14 protein-coding genes are annotated in these 14,718 nt (G+C 66.6%); 7 read left to right on the forward strand and 7 right to left on the reverse strand.

The window, feature by feature from the left end:
* Positions 1-186: 186 nt before the first annotated feature.
* The 3 genes from HDC35_RS02000 to HDC35_RS02010 all read right to left on the reverse strand — a co-directional run bounded on the left by HDC35_RS02000 (position 187) and on the right by HDC35_RS02010 (position 2,535).
* Positions 187-1,266, reverse strand: coding sequence for a LacI family DNA-binding transcriptional regulator (locus HDC35_RS02000; protein ID WP_260397432.1), 1,080 nt, complete (start codon positions 1,264-1,266; stop codon positions 187-189).
* 80 nt (positions 1,267-1,346) lie between these two features.
* Entirely contained in the window at positions 1,347-1,619 is a 273-nt protein-coding gene (locus tag HDC35_RS02005) for a hypothetical protein (protein ID WP_184643180.1), read from the reverse strand.
* Positions 1,620-1,629: 10 nt separating this feature from the next.
* On the reverse strand, positions 1,630-2,535 hold the full coding sequence (locus HDC35_RS02010) for a hydroxymethylglutaryl-CoA lyase (RefSeq protein WP_184643181.1): 906 nt from the start codon (positions 2,533-2,535) through the stop codon (positions 1,630-1,632).
* A 118-nt stretch (positions 2,536-2,653) separates the two neighbouring features.
* Between HDC35_RS02010 and HDC35_RS02015 the strand changes: the two genes are divergently transcribed.
* The gene (locus HDC35_RS02015) at positions 2,654-3,817 is read left to right on the forward strand and encodes a CaiB/BaiF CoA-transferase family protein (protein WP_184643182.1); all 1,164 of its coding nucleotides are present in this window, start codon (positions 2,654-2,656) and stop codon (positions 3,815-3,817) included.
* Between the two features lie 4 nt (positions 3,818-3,821).
* Positions 3,822-4,526 carry a glutathione S-transferase family protein gene (locus HDC35_RS02020; RefSeq protein WP_184643183.1) on the forward strand — a complete coding sequence of 235 codons (705 nt, stop codon included), beginning with the start codon at positions 3,822-3,824 and terminating at the stop codon, positions 4,524-4,526.
* 72 nt (positions 4,527-4,598) lie between these two features.
* Here the strand turns inward: HDC35_RS02020 and HDC35_RS02025 are convergent, their stop codons facing one another.
* The 4 genes from HDC35_RS02025 to tpiA all read right to left on the reverse strand — a co-directional run bounded on the left by HDC35_RS02025 (position 4,599) and on the right by tpiA (position 8,381).
* Positions 4,599-5,282, reverse strand: coding sequence for a Crp/Fnr family transcriptional regulator (locus HDC35_RS02025; protein WP_184643184.1), 684 nt, complete (start codon positions 5,280-5,282; stop codon positions 4,599-4,601).
* A gap of 35 nt (positions 5,283-5,317) precedes the next feature.
* Positions 5,318-6,949: a CTP synthase gene (locus tag HDC35_RS02030; protein WP_184643185.1), complete on the reverse strand. Its 1,632-nt coding sequence runs from the start codon at positions 6,947-6,949 to the stop codon at positions 5,318-5,320.
* Between the two features lie 106 nt (positions 6,950-7,055).
* On the reverse strand, positions 7,056-7,496 hold the full coding sequence (secG, locus tag HDC35_RS02035; RefSeq protein WP_260397505.1) for a preprotein translocase subunit SecG: 441 nt from the start codon (positions 7,494-7,496) through the stop codon (positions 7,056-7,058).
* Positions 7,497-7,634: 138 nt separating this feature from the next.
* On the reverse strand, positions 7,635-8,381 hold the full coding sequence (gene tpiA / locus HDC35_RS02040) for a triose-phosphate isomerase (RefSeq protein ID WP_184643187.1): 747 nt from the start codon (positions 8,379-8,381) through the stop codon (positions 7,635-7,637).
* 182 nt (positions 8,382-8,563) lie between these two features.
* On the opposite strand from tpiA, the gene HDC35_RS02045 reads away from it, so the two are divergent.
* The 5 genes from HDC35_RS02045 (at position 8,564) to trpC (ending at position 14,472) form a co-directional block, all read left to right on the forward strand.
* Positions 8,564-10,510, forward strand: a complete 1,947-nt coding sequence (locus HDC35_RS02045) for a peptidylprolyl isomerase (RefSeq protein ID WP_184643188.1) — start codon at positions 8,564-8,566, stop codon at positions 10,508-10,510.
* 7 nt (positions 10,511-10,517) lie between these two features.
* Positions 10,518-12,035, forward strand: coding sequence for an anthranilate synthase component I family protein (locus tag HDC35_RS02050; RefSeq protein ID WP_184643189.1), 1,518 nt, complete (start codon positions 10,518-10,520; stop codon positions 12,033-12,035).
* A gap of 69 nt (positions 12,036-12,104) precedes the next feature.
* Positions 12,105-12,695, forward strand: a complete 591-nt coding sequence (locus tag HDC35_RS02055) for an aminodeoxychorismate/anthranilate synthase component II (RefSeq protein WP_184643190.1) — start codon at positions 12,105-12,107, stop codon at positions 12,693-12,695.
* Positions 12,692-13,690, forward strand: a complete 999-nt coding sequence (gene trpD, locus HDC35_RS02060) for an anthranilate phosphoribosyltransferase (protein ID WP_184643191.1) — start codon at positions 12,692-12,694, stop codon at positions 13,688-13,690. The genes HDC35_RS02055 and trpD overlap by 4 nt, the downstream gene beginning before the upstream one ends.
* A complete protein-coding gene (trpC, locus tag HDC35_RS02065; RefSeq protein ID WP_184643192.1) occupies positions 13,687-14,472 on the forward strand; it encodes an indole-3-glycerol phosphate synthase TrpC in 786 nt (261 codons plus the stop codon). Before trpD ends, trpC begins: the two co-directional genes overlap by 4 nt.
* The last annotated feature ends 246 nt before the right edge of the window (positions 14,473-14,718 follow it).

A 14,718-nucleotide genomic window follows, 5' to 3' on the forward strand; every position in this document is an offset into this window, starting at 1 on the left:
GAGGCTTCAGGACCTAGTGGTCGAAGCGCTCGAAGGCTCGAAACCTTCCGGGAGGGCATGCTGCGATCGAAAAATTCATTACGCCCTCCTTCCTGCGCATTGGAACGCAAGCTGTGTACCGCCCCGCCATATGCTTGGCAAGCCTTGGTTTTCCGGGCCGCGACGGGACGAAGCCCGCCTTCCCGCTCAGCCCTTCGGTGCCGCCGTCGATCCGCGCACGATCAGTTCGTGCGGCAATTGCCGGCGCTCGATTGTCTCGCCGAATTCGAGCAGCAGGTCGGCGGCGGCGTAGCCCAGGTCACGGATCGGCTGGCGGATCGTCGTCAGCGCGGGCCAGACGACCTGCGCCAGGTCGGTGTCGTCGAAACCCGCGACCGAGAGCTGGTCCGGCACCGATATGCCCATGCGGTGCGCCGCTGTGAGCACGCCCGCCGCCATTTCGTCGCTGCTCGCGAAGATCGCGGTCGGCGGTTCGGGCAGTGCCAGCAGCGCCTTGGCGGCGGCGATGCCCGACCGGAAATCGAACTGGCCGGGATGGACGAGCGCCGCGTCGAAACCGATTCCGGCGCGCTGAAGCGCCTGCCGGTAGCCGGTCAGGCGCTGGCCGCTCGCAAAATAATTGGCGTGGCCGGTGACCAGACCGATGCGGCGATGGCCGAGCGAGACGAGGTGGGCCGTCATGTCGTCGGCGGCCTGGACGTTGTCGATATAAACCGCCGACGTTGCGGTCAGGTCGGTGCCCGGCTGGACGCGTACGACGGGAATCTTGCGGCGGAACAATTCGGCGAGTGCGGTGCCGACATCGGTCACCGGCGGGGTCATGATGATGCCATCGAGCTGCGCCTGGTCGATCAGCGCGCCGATATCGTCGACGAGACCGGGCGAGGCGATATCGCACGGCTGGATGATCATCCGGAAATTCGCTTCGCGACACCGCAGTCCGACACCTGCCTGCATGTTGAAGATGTAATAGGGATTGGGATTGTCGTGGACCAGCCCAATCTGGAACGAGCGCCGGCCCGCTAGCGTGCGCGCGGCCAGGCTGGGGTGATAGTTGAGGCGCGCAACCGCCTCCTCGACCTTTTTCCGCATGTCTTCACTGACATAGCGCTCCTTGTTGAGAACGCGCGATACCGTCTTGATCGACACGCCCGCGATACGCGAGACATCCTTGATCGTCGCCCGGGTCATGCGCACGAGCGCTCCGCACCCGGGTGGCAAATTGGTGTCACGATCGTGCGTCTCCCGCTCGGCCTTGCTGACCATCGTTGTCTGCTTAGGCCGGTCGCCCTACCCTTCGCAAGCGAAGCCTTGCGCGGCCGCCCGTACTGACGATTGGCGCGATCTCATGACAGCGTTGGACAGCGCGCCCGTGGTCGCCCCTGGTTCATCACCGCCTTCTTTGCGAGGGTGACGCTGAACAGCGTGGCGCCGATCCCCGAAACGGTACGCTGCGTCGCGCTCACCGGGTCGAAGGCCTTGTTGCTGCTCGCGGTGACGGCGACCGCGATGCGCACGCGCATGGACCTGTTGCTCGAAATGGCGTGGCGCGCCGGGATCCCCGTCGTGACAGCGATGGCGACGAGTTTTGCCGCCGCGCTGCTGTTTGCTTTCACCATCGTCCGACCGTCAGCCGGGAAAGGCGGGCGCCTTGCTGACCATCGCCGGCAGGGGGCGGTCCATCACTCCGGCGAGCCAGCCTGCGGCCTCGGCGATGCGCGGCAACGCGAGGCCGGTACGGACGCCGCTGCGTTCGAGCATATAGGCGACATCCTCGGTCGCGACATTGCCTGCCGCGCCCGGTGCAAAGGGGCAGCCACCGAGCCCGCCGAGCGACGCATCGACCGTCGCGGCGCCTTCCTGCACCGCGGCCCAGACATTGGCAATGCCCGTGCCGCGCGTGTTGTGGAAATGGACGCGTATGGGAAGATCGCCCACCGCTTCGCGCACGCGGCCGACCATTTCGGCGATCTGCGCGGGCACCCCGACGCCGATCGTGTCGGCGAGCGCGATTTCGCGCGGGGCCGCATCGGCGGCGCGCTTTGCCATTTCGACGACGCGGTCGATCGCGACCTCACCCTCGAAGGGGCAGCCAAAGGCGGTCGCGATGGTGATCTGCCCGCTGCGCCCCGCCGCCTTCGCCAGCGAAACAATCTCCGCCGCGGCGGCGATCGATTCGGCGGAGCTTTGCCCCTGATTGCGGATGCCGAACGTATCGCTGGTCACGCAGACCGCGCCCAGTTCGTCGATGCGGCCGGTGGCGAGCGCGCGTTCGGCGCCGCGGCGATTGAGGACGAGGCCGACCCAGGTCACATCGTCGCGGTCGGGCAGCATCGCGACCAGGTCTTCGGCGTCGGCAAGCTGCGGAACCTTCTTCGGGTTGACGAAGCTCGTCACCTCGATACGCCGGACGCCATAGTCGATCGCACGGCGGACGAGTTCGAGCTTGTCGGCGGTCGAGACGATCGCATTTTCATTTTGCAGCCCGTCGCGTGGGCCGACCTCGACGATTTCCACGACATGATTTTTCAACATCTTGCGTCCTGATCATCCTCAGTCATTTAGCAGGTTGAAAATTACATAGCATTCTAAGTATACAAAGGCCATGGGCGAGGCAGGTCCTCTTATCAGAGTCGGCCGCGAAAGGAATGACATGAGCGAGACGGGCAGCGGGGGCGCGCTGGAAGGCATCAAGGTCGTCGAAATGGGGCAGCTGATCGCGGGCCCCTTCTGCGGCCAGCTCCTCGGCGATATGGGCGCCGAGATCGTCAAGCTCGAACCCCCGGTGACGGGCGACCAGATGCGCAACTGGGGTCAAGGCGACAAGCCGAGCTGGTGGCGCGTGATCGCGCGCAACAAATATTCGGTCGCGGTCGACCTGCGGTCCGAAGAGGGTCAGGCGCTCGCGCGCGAACTGATCGCCAAGGCCGATATCCTGATCGAAAATTTCCGTCCCGGCACGCTCGAGAAATGGAACCTCGATCCCACGGAGTTGCGCAAGACCAACCCTGGGCTGATCGTCGTGCGCGTGTCGGGTTACGGCCAGACGGGTCCCTATTCGGCGCGCGCCGGTTTCGGCGGCATCGGCGAGGCGATGGGCGGCTGGCGCGGCATCGTCGGCTATCCCGACCTGCCGCCGGCGCGCATGGGCGTGTCGATCGGCGACACGCTCGCCGCGACTTACGGCTGCATGGGCGCGCTCGCCGCGCTCCACCACCGCGGCAAGACGGGCGAAGGCCAGATCGTCGACTCGGCGCTCTACGAGGCGGTGTTACAGGTCATGGAATCGACCGTATCGGACTATTCGGCGAGCGGTACCAAACGCCGCCGCACCGGATCGACCCTCCCCGCAATTGCCCCCTCGAACGTCTATCCGTGCAAGGATGGCGAATATCTGATCGGCGCCAATCAGGACGGCGTCTTCGCAAGGCTCGCCGCCGCGATGGGCCGCCCCGAACTCGCCAGCGACGAACGTTATGCGACGCACCGCGCACGCGGCGCGCGGCAGGAAGAGCTCGACGCGATAATCGGCGAATGGACGAAAACGCTGACGATCGCCGAGCTGGAAGCGAAGATGGTCGCTGCCGGCGTTCCGGCCGGCCGCGTCTATGATGCCGAGGATATGCTGGCGGACCCGCATTTCGCCGCGCGCGAGGCGCTGATCACGGTAGCCGACGAGGAACTGGGCGAAATCCGGATGCAGGGCATCTTTCCGAAACTGTCGGCGACGCCAGGAAGCGTGCGCCGACCTGCCCCGCTCAGCGTCGGGCAGGACACGGCGGACGTCCTGAAACGCTGGCTCGGGCGAGAGGTTTGAGGCGATGATCACCCTCTATGGCGGCCCGACCCCCAATGCGCGCAAGATCGCGATCGCGCTGTTCGAAATGGGGCTCGACTGGCGGCTCGAATATATCGATATCCTTGCGGGCGATCAGCTCACCCCCGAATTTCTCGCGCTCAACCCGAACAACAAGACGCCGGTGATCGTCGATGACGAAGGGCCCGATGGCGAACGCTTCGTGCTGTGGGAAACCGGCGCGATTCTGCTCTATCTTGCCGAAAAAACGGGGCGCTTCTTGCCGACCGATCCGGCAAAACGCGCAATCTGCTGGCAATGGCTGATGTTCCAAATATCAGGGGTCGGCCCGATGTTCGGGCAGGAAGCGCATTTCACCCATTATGCCAAGGATCGGCACGACTATGCCATCGCGCGTTACAGCCGCGAGGTCGACCGCCTGATGATGGTGATCGACAAGAGGCTGGGCGAGGCCGAATGGCTCGGCGGCGACGATTATACGATCGCCGACATGGCGACCCTGCCCTATCTTCGCCGCCAGCTGATCGAAAAGGCCGGGCGTTTCTCCAATGTCGATCGCTGGGGCGCCGCGATGCTCGAACGCCCCGCAGTCGCCGAGGGCCTGAAAGTCGGCGTCGCGCGCGCGGAGACGATCGAGGGCGGGCTGACCGGCTTCACCGACGAGCATCGCGCAATCCTGTGGGGGGACAGGCAGCACGCAAAGCGGTGATGCGGCGAACGCCGGTTGTGGTGTGGTGAGCGACATTCGACGGCGAACCGGCCGCAACCGGCCGCCTTCGCCCTATCCCTCACTCTCGCTGATATCTTCGAGCATCTCGGCGTCGAGCACGCGAACGCGGCCTTGTTCGAGCGAGATCACGCCCGATTCCTCCCAGCTCCTGAGCTGGCGGTTGATATGCTCCCGGCTCATGCCGGCGAAATTGCCGAGTTCGGTCTGGCTGAGTTCGACGCGCTGCGACGCCTCGACATCCTTGCGGATCAACCGTTTGAGATAGCGCGCGAGCCGCGGTCCCGAGGCATAGGCGCGATCGCTTTCGATCGTCTGGTCGGCGGTCCGCAGCCGCCGCGCGAGTTGCTGCATCAGCGACCAGGCGAATTCGGGATGGCTCGCGGCAAAATCCTTGAGCGCGTTGCGCCCGAGTTGCAGCGCGCTGCCCGCGCTCGTCGCGGTGACCGATGCCGTGCGTTCGCCGCCGTCGAGCAACGCGATTTCGCCGAGCACCGCGCCGGGTTCGGCATAAGCGAGCACGATCTCGCGCCCGCCGGCGGTCAGCATCGACACGCGCGCCGTGCCTTCGGTCAATATCAGCATCATGTCGCCCGGGTCGCCCTGGACGAGCAATTCCCTGCCCTTGGCGAAATTGACCTGAACCGCGCGGCTCGCAATCTCGGCCCAATCCTCGATCGAAAGCCCGGAAAAGATGCTGTCGGGGCCCTGCAACTCGGCGAGCTTTGCGTGATCCATGCCCCTAAACCCCTTTTATCCCGCCGGTGCGTCGGTCAGACCAGTCGGCTCTGTTTCACCGCCGCTTCGATGAAACCCGCGAACAAGGGATGCGGGTCGAACGGCTTCGATTTGAGTTCCGGGTGGAACTGCACCCCGATAAACCACGGATGGTCGGGGCGCTCAACGATTTCCGGCAACATGCCGTCGGGCGACATGCCCGAAAAGACAAGCCCACCCTTTTCCAGCCGGTCGCGATAGGCGCCGTTGACCTCGTAACGGTGGCGGTGCCGCTCGCTGATGTCGTTCGCGCCATAGACGCTCGCGACATGGCTGTTCGGCGACAGCTTCGCTTCATAGGCGCCGAGCCGCATCGTGCCGCCGAGATCGGTATCGGCGCCACGCTTCTGCAAGCCCTCGGCGCTCATCCATTCGGTGATCATGCCGACGACGGGCTCGTTCGTCGGACCAAATTCGGTGCTCGACGCCTCGGCGATCCCGCTCGTGTTGCGGGCGGCCTCGATGCAAGCCATCTGCATGCCAAGGCAGATGCCGAAAAAAGGCACGCCGCGTTCGCGGGCGAAGCGCACGCTCGAAATCTTGCCTTCGGACCCGCGCTCGCCAAAGCCGCCGGGGACGAGGATGCCGTGCATCGGTTCGAGATTCGCCGCCAGATCCTCGTCGCGCTCGAACATTTCGGCGTCGAGCCAGCGGATATTGACCTTGACCCGGTGCGCCATGCCGCCGTGAACCAGCGCCTCGTTCAGCGACTTATAGGCATCGGGCAATGACACATATTTGCCGACGACGCCGATCGTGACCTCGCCCTCGGGGTGCTGCTTGCGGTCCATGATGTCGTACCAGCGCGACAGGTCGGGTGCGGGCGCGTCGTGGATGCCGAAGGCGCGCAGGACTTCGCTGTCCAGCCCTTCGCCATGATATTGGACAGGCACCGAATAGATGCTGTCGGCGTCGAGCGCCGGGATCACCGCTTCCTTGCGGACGTTGCAAAACAGCGCGATCTTCGCGCGCTCGCTCTCGGGCAGCGGCTTTTCGCACCGGCAAAGCAATATGTCGGGCTGGACGCCGAGCGACGCCAGTTCGCGCACGCTGTGCTGCGTCGGCTTGGTCTTCAGCTCGCCCGCGGCGGCGATATAGGGCACCAGCGTGACGTGGACCGAAATGGCGTTTTCGCGCCCCTCCTCGTTCTTGAGCTGGCGGATCGCCTCGATGAAGGGCAGCGATTCGATGTCGCCGACGGTGCCGCCGATTTCGCACAGCACAAAATCCAGATCGTCGGTTTCGGCGCGCGCAAATTCCTTGATCGCGTCGGTGACGTGCGGGACGACCTGTACCGTTGCGCCGAGATAGTCGCCGCGGCGTTCCTTGGCGATGATGCCCTGATAGATGCGGCCCGAGGTGACATTGTCGCTCTGGCGCGCGGCAACCCCCGTAAAGCGCTCGTAATGGCCCAGGTCGAGGTCGGTTTCCGCCCCGTCGTCGGTCACATAGACCTCGCCGTGCTGATAGGGCGACATCGTCCCCGGATCGACGTTGAGGTAAGGATCGAACTTGCGAATACGGACACGATAGCCACGCGCCTGCAACAAGGCCGCGAGGCTAGCCGCCATCAAACCTTTGCCAAGCGAGGAGACCACGCCGCCGGTGATAAAAATGAACCGCGCCATGGGAGGAAAGACTTACTCAACGGGAGGGGGACGGCGCAAGCCGTCGAATCGCACGCACGGAAATTATTTCCGCGCGCCGGGCTTATGCGGAGGCCGAAGCCGCCGGTTATTTCTTGGTGGGGGGCGCCTGCGCGGGAGCCGGGGCGGCTTCCTTGCTTGCCGCCGCTGCGGCGGCGGCCGCCAACGGATCGTCGCGCGCCGGGATGGCGGGCGCCGCGTCGGCGGGAGCCTCAGGCTGCGCCGGACCGGTCAGCGACGACGCGGGTGCCGCGCCGCTGGTCTGCGCCGCCTTCGACAGCGACGTGTCGATCGTCGAACCGCCGCGGCCGACCGAGGCCATCGCCGCGAGCAGGATCGAAAGCGCGACGAACGTCGTCGCGAGGACCGTCGTCGCACGGGTCATGAAATCCGCGGCGCCGCGCGCCGAAAGCAGGCCTGCCGGGCTGCCGCCGACGCCCAGGCCGCCACCTTCCGATTTCTGCATCAGGATGACGCCGATCATCGTCGCGGCAACGAGCGCCTGGACGACGAGCAGGAAGGTGAACAGATTCGACATTGGATTTTCCCGAACTTGCGCGACATCACACGGGCCGCGCCCGCGGCGCACATAGAGACGAAGCGGCTGCGCTTCAACCCATACATCGCCGCGCGATGGTCCTCCCTGTCGCGGAGCGACGGGGCCAGGTTAGCCGAACGCCGCCGCCGCTTCGACGATCGGGAGGAATTTCGCCGCCGTCAGGCTCGCCCCTCCGACCAGCGCGCCGTCGACATCGGCGGCGGCCAGCAATTCGGCCGCATTGTCGCCATTGACCGACCCGCCATAAAGGATGCGCATCGCATCCGCCGCTGCACCGAAGCGATCGGCCAGCGCGCCGCGGATCGCGCCGTGCATCGCGGCGACGTCGCCTAGCGTGGGCACCAGGCCGGTGCCGATCGCCCAGATCGGTTCATAGGCGATGGCAAGCCGCTGCGGGTCGAAATTGTCCGGCACCGATCCCGCGATCTGCCCCAGCACATAGTCGATCGCGCCGCCCGATTCGCGCACTTCGCGGGACTCACCGACGCACAGGATGACCGACAATCCCGCGGTCAGGCCCGCCTCGGCCTTTGCCCGAACATCGCCGTCGCTCTCGCCGAAGCCTTCGCGCCGTTCGCTGTGTCCGACGATAACAACGCTGGCGCCCGCGTCTGCGAGCATCGGCGCGGCGATCGAGCCGGTGAAGGCGCCCGATGCGGCGCGATGGCAATCCTGCCCGCCGACCACGGCCCCCGGCACCACGGCCATCGCGCCCAGCAGCGTGAACGGCGGGCAAAGCGCGACATCGACGGCGGGATGCCCGGCAGCGCCCGCAAAAATCGCCCGCGCGTCGACGATCGCTGCCGACAGGCCGTTCATCTTCCAATTGCCCACCACATATTTGCGCCGTGCCATTGCCCCGTCTCTCCCGCTGTCTGAACCGATGCCCCGTGCCCTAGCGGCCCGCGGGGGCGATAGGCAAGCCGCGTCGGTCGGCACGAAAAGCCCCTTTCCAGCCTTGATGCAGCCCCGCCTCCCGCCTAAAGCAACGCCCGAACGCGCCCGAACAAGCGCCTTGCCGAAAGAACGCCCGTTTCATGATTACCGCCATTCGCGCCATGTTTTCCTCGACGATCGGCAAATTCCTTGCCCTCGCCTTCGTCGTCCTTGTCGGGCTTGCCTTTGCGCTCAGCGACGTGACCGGCAATTCCACCTTTGGCGGGCTCGGCGGCGCCAATGTCGCCGAAGTCGGCAGCGAGGCCATCGGGGTCGGCGAACTGCGCGACCGCGCGCGTCTCGCCTACGACCAGGCGCGGCAGCAACAGCCAGGGCTGACGATGGCGGCCTTCGTCGAATCGGGGGGCCTCGACCAGGTGCTCGACCAGCTCGTCGAGGGGCTCGCCTTCGAACAGTTCGCCAGAGAGATGGGCTTCGGCGTCAGCAAGCGCCTCGTCGATGGTCGCATCGCCGACGTGCCCGCCTTCGCCGGCGTCGCGGGGTCCTTCGACCAAAAGGTGTTCGAGAACTCCCTGCGCCAGAACGGCATCAACGAAGCCCAGTTCCGCCGCGAAATGCGCCAGCAGCTGCTGCTCGAACAACTCGCCGCGCCGATCGCATCGATGCCGCGGATCGCGCCGGGTATGGCGCGGCCCTATGCCGCGCTTCTGCTCGAACAGCGCCGCGGGCAGGCCGCCTTCATCCCGTCCAGCCCCTTTGCACCGACTGCCGACCCCGGCGATGCCGCGCTCCGGACATATCTGTCGCAGAACAAGGCCAAATTCACCGTGCCCGAGCGCCGCGTGATCCAATATGCAGTGTTCGATCGCGACGCGGTTCCCGTTCCTGCCGTCACCGACGCCGAAATCGCAAAGATATACAAGGACAATGCCGCGCAGTTCGCCGCCAGCGAGACACGCCGCTTCGCGCAGGTGATCGTCCCCGATCAGGCGGCTGCCAACGCCCTCGCCGCCAAGGTTCGCGGCGGGACGTCGCTCGCCGCCGCCGCGCAGGCGGCAGGCCTCTCGGCTTCGACCACCGGCGACCTCACCCAGTCGGCCTATGCCGCGACCAGCAGCGCCGCCGCGGCCAAGGCGGCCTTCGCCGCGAAACGCGGCGACGTCGTCGGGCCCTTGCAGACCGGGCTCGGCTGGACCGTCACGCGCGTCGATGACGTTACCGCAAAGCCCGCGCGCGACCTCGCCGCGGCGACTCCCGAAATCCGCGCCGAACTCGCCAAGAACAAGGCGAACGAGGCGATCGTCGATTATTACAACAGCCTGCAGGACGCGGTGAACGGCGGCGCGTCGATCGAGGAGATCGCCGCCGACCGCAAGCTGCAGATCGTCGAAACGCCGGCGATCCTGCCGAGTGGCCGCGCGCCTGGCCAGCCCGGCTACACGATGGCGCCCGAACTCGCGCCGCTCGTCGCGCAGGCCTTCCAGGCGGCGGGCGAAGGCGAAAGTCATATCGCGACGCTCGTCGAGAATGAAAAATTCGCCGTCTATGCGGTGAAATCGATCGCCGAAGCCGCGCCGCCGCCCTTCGCGCAGATCCGCGGCGACCTGCTTTCCGAATGGCGCTTTGCCGAGGGGCAAAAGGTCGCCCGCGACAAGGCGCGCGCGATTACCAAGGCGGTCGAGGGCGGCAAGAGCCTTGCCGCGGCGGTCGCCGCCGCCGGCCCGAACATCGGCAGCGTCCAGTCGATCGGCGGGCGACGTGCCGAGCTCGGCGCCAACGGCCAGCCGGTCCCGCCCGAACTCGCGCTCCTCTTCTCGATGGCGGAGGGCAGCGTGAAAACGCTCGAAATCCCGGGCAATCGCGGCTGGATGGTCATCGCGCTGGGCGAGGTGCAGCGTCCCGATCCGAAATCGATCGACCCGGCCCGCGTCGCCGCGATCGCGCAGCCGCTCGCCCCCGCCTTCGGTAACGAACTCGTCGGACAGCTCGCCGCCGAGGCGAAGCGCCGCGCCGGGGTGAAGATCAACAAAAAGCTCGTCGACCAGCTCCGCGCCGAACTCACCGGCAACGCGCCGGTCGTCGAATAGTCCTCCGGTGACGCTCGAGGGCAAGGCCGCCGCGCTCGAAGCGCTGGCCGGGGGGCGCGGCGCGGTCGTCTGGCAACGGCTGATTGCCGATGTCGAAACCCCCGTTTCGGCGGCGCTCAAGCTGATCGAACCGGGGCGCGGCGACTGGGTGCTCGAATCGGTCGAAAGCGGCGAGACACGCGGACGCTACAGCCTGATCGGGCTCGACCCCGATTTGCTCTTCGAGGTGAAGGGCGAGGCCGCGCGCATCAACCGCGACTGGCGCCGCGACCGCGAGGCATTTCGGCCGCTCGAAACCGGCGCGCTCCAGGCGCTGCGCGACCTTGTCGCCGAATGCCGCTTCGATGTTCCCGAAGGCCTGCCCAAGGCGCTCGCGACGCTCGTCGGCTTCTTCGCCTATGAAACGATCGGCCTCGTCGAACGCATCGCGCGGGCGCCGGGCGCGGGTCTCGGCTTGCCCGACATGATCTTCGTGCGCCCGACGACGATCCTCGTCTTCGACCGGCTGGCCGACGAACTCTTCCTCATCGCGCCGATCTGGCCCGATGCGGCCGGCGCGATTGACCGGATGATCGAGGCGGCGCAGGACCGGATCGAAAGCATCGCCGCGCGCCTGTCGAGCGCCAGCGCGCACGCCGACCGCGCCGCGACCGACGCGCTGCCCGTCGATATCGCGGCCAACCCCGCGACGCCTCCCGAGCGCTTCGCCGAAATGGTGGGGGCGGCAAAGGACTATATCGCCGCGGGCGACATTTTTCAGGTCGTGCTCTCGCAGCGCTTCTCGACCCCGTTCGGCCTGCCCCCCTTCGACCTTTATCGCGCGCTACGCCGCGTGAACCCCTCGCCCTTCCTCTATTTCCTCGACCTTCCGGGCTTCGCGCTGATCGGCTCGTCGCCCGAAATCCTCGTCCGGGTGCGCGACGGCGAAATCACGATCCGCCCCATCGCCGGCACGCGCCCGCGCGGCCGCACGAGCGCCGAGGATGTCGAAAATCGCGACAGCCTGCTCGCCGATCCGAAGGAACGCGCCGAGCATCTGATGCTGCTCGACCTCGGCCGCAACGACGTCGGGCGCGCGGCCATCGGCGGAAGCGTGACCGTCACCGACAGCTATACGGTCGAATTTTACAGCCACGTCATGCACATCGTGTCCAACGTCATCGGCCGCGTCGCGCCGGGCAAGGACGCGATCGACGCCCTGTTCGCGGGTTTCCCGGCGGGGACGGTCAGCGGCGCCCCGAAAGTGCGCGCGTGCCAGATCATCGCCGAACTCGAAGCCGACGCACGCGGGCCTTATGCGGGCGGCGTCGGCTATTTCGCCCCCGACGGCAATATGGATAGCTGCATCGTGCTGCGCACCGCGATCGTCAAGGATGGCGAAATGCACGTCCAGGCCGGCGCGGGCATCGTCGCCGACAGCGACCCCGCCTATGAACAACGCGAATGCGAAGCCAAGGCCGGCGCGCTCTTCGCCGCCGCGCGCGAAGCCGTCCGGCTCGCGGGCACGCCGGGATATGGGCAGTAACAGCTGCGCTTGGCGGGCGAAAAGCTTCTATCCCTTCCCCCACTGCACCAAAATCGTTACGGCCCGATCATGATCCTCGTCATCGACAATTATGACAGCTTCACCTTCAACCTCGTTCATTATCTGATCGAGCTGGGCGCCGATGTGCGCGTCGAACGCAACGATGCGCTCACTGCCGCCGAAGCCCTCGCGACCGGCGCCGATGCGATCCTCATCTCGCCCGGTCCCTGCACCCCCAACGAAGCGGGCATCAGCCTCGACCTCGTCGCCGCATGCGCCGACGCGCGCCGCCCGCTGCTCGGCGTGTGCCTCGGCCATCAGGCGATCGGGCAGCATTTCGGCGGCACCGTCCAGCGTGGGCATTTGATGCACGGCAAGACCTCGCCGGTCTGTCATGACAATAGCGGGCTCTATGCCGGCCTGCCCTCGCCCTTCCAGGCGACGCGCTATCACAGCTTGGAAGTCGTCGACATTCCCGCGCATCTCGTGATCAACGCAACCAGCGACGACGGTGCGGTGATGGGCTTCCGCCACGCGGACCTTCCGATCCACGGCGTGCAATTCCATCCCGAAAGCATCGCGACCGAACATGGCCATGCGATGCTCGCCAATTTCCTGGAAATCGCGGGGTTGCCGGTCGGCGAACGGAAGGCGGCATGAGCCGTTTCGGCCCGTTTCCCGACCCGTCCGACCTGCTCGCGGACGACGAGGCGGCGCATGCCTTTGCGACGATGCTCGACGGCGGCGCCGACGACGAACAGATTGCGGCCTTTCTCGCGGCCCTGTCCGATCGCGGCGAAACGATGGTCGAAATCGCCGCCGCGGCGCAGGCGATGCGCGACCGGCTGATCCCCATCGACGCCCCCGCGGGCGCGATCGACGTCTGCGGGACCGGCGGCGACGGCCACCACACGCTCAACGTCTCGACCGCCGTCTCGATCGTCGTCGCGGCGTGCGAGGTTCCGGTCGCAAAGCATGGAAATCGGGCGGCTTCGTCCAAATCGGGTGCCGCCGATACGCTCGAAGTGCTCGGGCTCGATCTCGATCGCGCGTCGCACATGGCCGAGGCGCAGCTCGCCGACCTCGGCATCTGCTTCCTCTTCGCCGCGCATCATCATCCGGCGATGAAGCGCATCATGCCGATCCGCAAGGCGCTCGGTCGCCGCACGATCTTCAACTTGATGGGTCCGCTCGCCAATCCCGCACGCGTCACGCGCCAGCTGATCGGCATCGCGCGTCCCGCCTATGTCCCCGTCTATGCCGAGGCGCTGCACCGGCTCGGCACCGACCATTCGCGCGTTATTTCGGGCGACGAAGGGCTCGACGAGCTGTCGCTCGCCGGCGGTAACGAGGTTGCGATCGTCATGCCCGAGGGCGTCCGTATGCAGCGCAGTCACGCCGCCGACGCCGGTCTCCCGACGCGGCCGCTCGAGGAAATCCGTGGCGGCGATGCGGCCTATAACGCCAAGGCGCTGCGCGCGCTCCTCCAGGGCGAACCCGGCGCCTATCGCGACGCCGTGCTCTACAACGCCGGCGAAGCGCTTGTCGTAGCCGGCGCCGCCGGCACGCTCGTCGAAGGCGTCGAGGAAGCCGCCGAAGCGATCGACAAGGGCCTTGCCAACGCGCTGCTCGATTGCTGGATCGCCTATAAATGAACAAGCTCACGCAAATCCTCGCCACCAAGGCCGAAGAGGTCGCCGCGCGCCGGACGATCCGCTCGCTGTCCGAGCTCGATGCGATCGACGCCGGCCCGGCGCGCGGTTTCCACAAGGCGCTTCGGGCGAAGATCGACGCCGGCCAGTTTGCGCTGATCGCCGAAATCAAGAAAGCATCGCCTTCCAAGGGACTGATTCGCGACGTTTTTGATCCCGCAGACCATGCCCGCGCTTACACCGCGGGCGGCGCGGCCTGCCTGTCGGTCCTGACAGACGCGCCCTATTTCCAGGGGCATGAGGACTATCTCGTCGCCGCACGCGCGGCGTGCCCGCTCCCCGCGCTGCGCAAGGATTTCATGGTCGACCCCTGGCAGGTCGCCGAAGCGCGCGCGATCGGCGCCGACGCGATCCTGATCATCGTCGCCGCACTCGAAGACGGCGCGATGCGCGAGATCGAGGCCGCCGCCTTCGAACGCGGCATGGACGTGCTCGTCGAAGTGCATGACGAAGCCGAACTCGACCGCGCGCTCACGCAGCTCCAATCGCGCCTGATCGGCGTCAACAACCGCGATTTGCGCACCTTCGAAACCGACCTAGCGGTCACCGAACGCCTCGCGAAGCTGGTCCCGCCGGGCACATTGCTCGTCGGCGAAAGCGGCATCGCCACCCACGCCGACTGCCTGCGACTGGCCGAAAGCGGCGTCAAAACCTTCCTCGTCGGCGAAAGCCTGATGCGCCAGGACGACGTCACGGCGGCAACGAAAGCACTGCTGGAGGGCTGACGGCGGGTTTTAGGGTGATGGGCTGCCATCTCGTGAACCCCGGCGAAAGCCGGGGTCCAGTGCGGAAAAATGCAAACTTGGTATGGGAGTTCTGGGCCCCGGCTTTCGCCGGGGTTCACATTTCTACCGGCCGCCTTCGGTCGGACGACGAACCTCTCTGTCCGTTCGTGTCGAGCAAAGTCGAGACACCCGCCGACGCGACGCCTGACCCGAGGGGCATCTCGACTTCGCGCGATGTGAACGGGT

The sequence above is a fragment of the Sphingopyxis sp. JAI128 genome (assembly GCF_014207235.1).
Taxonomy (GTDB): Bacteria; Pseudomonadota; Alphaproteobacteria; order Sphingomonadales; family Sphingomonadaceae; genus Sphingopyxis.